The sequence below is a fragment of the Stenotrophomonas sp. P5_A8 genome (assembly GCF_056400545.1).
Window position 1 is genome coordinate 1 of record NZ_JBFULB010000473.1, and the last position, 2,126, is coordinate 2,126.

1 protein-coding gene is annotated in these 2,126 nt (G+C 64.4%); it reads left to right on the forward strand.

All coding sequences use genetic code 11. From position 1 onward, the window contains the following. Nucleotides 1-2,126 (forward strand): efflux RND transporter permease subunit (locus AC1DQP_RS19725; RefSeq protein ID WP_478052327.1); only part of this gene is annotated, 2,126 nt, incomplete at both ends.

The window sequence follows — 2,126 nt, forward strand, 5'->3', positions numbered from 1 at the left end:
GTGGAGTCCTATCCAAGCATCGCACCGCCCCAGGTGACGGTGAGCGCCACCTACCCCGGCGCCAGCGCCGACACCGCCGAAAAGTCGGTCACCCAGGTGATCGAGCAGCAGCTGACCGGTATCGATCACCTGCTGTACTTCAGCTCTTCCTCGGCCTCCAACGGCCGCGTCACCATCACCCTGACCTTCGAGACCGGCACCGATGCGGACATCGCCCAGGTCCAGGTGCAGAACAAGGTGTCGCTGGCAACCCCCCGCCTGCCCACCGAGGTGACCCAGCAGGGCGTGGTGGTGGCCAAGGCCAACGCCGGCTTCCTGATGGTGGTGGCGCTGCAGTCCGACAATGCCTCCATCAACCGGGATGCGCTCAACGACATCGTCGGTTCGCGCGTGCTCGACCAGATCTCGCGTATTCCCGGCGTCGGCAGCACCCAGCAGTTCGGTTCCGAGTACGCCATGAACATCTGGCTCAACCCGGAAAAGATGCAGGGCTACGGCCTGTCCGCCAGCCAGGTGCTGGCCGCGATCAAGGACCAGAACGTGCAGTTCGCGGCCGGTTCGCTGGGCTCGGATCCGTCCCCGGAAGGCCACTACTTCACCGCCACGGTCTCGGCCGAAGGCCGCTTCAGCTCGCCGCAGGAGTTCGAGAACATCATCCTGCGCGCCAATGCCGACGGCTCGCGCGTGCTGCTCAAGGACATCGCACGTATTGCCTTCGGTGCGAACAACTACGGCTTTGACACCCAGTACAACGGCAAGCCCACCGGTGCCTTCGCGATCCAGTTGCTGCCGGGCGCCAACGCCTTGAACGTGGCCAATTCGGTCACCGCCAAGATGGACGAACTGTCCCCGAGCTTCCCGGCCGGTGTCAGCTGGTTCTCGCCGTACGACAGCACCACCTTCGTCAAGATCTCGATCGAGGAAGTGGTCAAGACCCTGATCGAAGCGGTCGTGCTGGTGTTCCTGGTGATGCTGATCTTCCTGCAGAACTTCCGCGCCACCCTGATCCCGACCCTGGTCATCCCGGTGGCCCTGCTCGGCACGTTCCTGGGCATGAGCATCATCGGTTTCACCATCAACCAGCTGACCCTGTTTGCGATGGTGCTGGCGATCGGCATCGTGGTCGATGACGCCATCGTGGTCATCGAGAACGTCGAACGCATCATGACCGAGGAGAAGCTGCCGCCCAAGGCCGCCACCCAGAAGGCCATGACCCAGATCACCGGCGCGGTGGTAGCCATCACCGTGGTGCTGGCGGCGGTGTTCATTCCCTCGGCCCTGCAGGGCGGTGCGGCCGGCGAAATCTACAAGCAGTTCGCGCTGACCATCGCCATCGCCATGGCGTTCTCGGCGTTCCTGGCGCTGGGCTTCACCCCGGCGCTGTGCGCGACCTTCCTCAAGCCCACGCACAACGACAATCCGAACGTCGTCTACCGCACCTTCAACAAGTACTACGACAAGGTCAGCAACACCTACGTCGGCCATATCACCTCGGCGGTGAAGCATGCCCCGCGCTGGATGATCCTGTTCGTGGTGCTCACCGCGCTGTGCGGTTTCCTGTTCACGCGCATGCCGGGCAGCTTCCTGCCCGAGGAAGACCAGGGCTATGCGCTGGCGATCGTGCAGCTGCCGCCGGGCTCGACCAAGTCGCAGACCAACGCGGCGTTCGCGCAGATGCGTGGCGTGCTGGAGAAGCAGGATGGCTTCGAGGGCATGCTGCAGGTGGCCGGTTTCAGCTTCGTCGGTTCCGGCGAAAACGTCGGCATGGGCTTCATCCGGCTCAAGCCGTGGGCCGACCGCGACGTCACCGTGCCCGAGTTCATCAACAACATGAACGGCGCGTTCTACGGCATCAAGGAAGCGCAGATCTTCGTGGTCAACCTGCCCACCGTGCAGGGCCTGGGCCAGTTCGGCGGCTTCGACATGTGGCTGCAGGACCGTGGCGGTGCCGGCTACGACCAGCTGACGCAGGCGCGCAACATCCTGCTCGGCAAGGCCGCACAGGAAAGCGACCTGCTGACCGGCGTGCGCCCCAACGGCCTGGAAAACGCGCCGCAGCTGCAGTTGCACGTGGACCGCGTGCAGGCGCAGACCATGGGCCTGTCGGTGTCGGACGTGTACAGCAC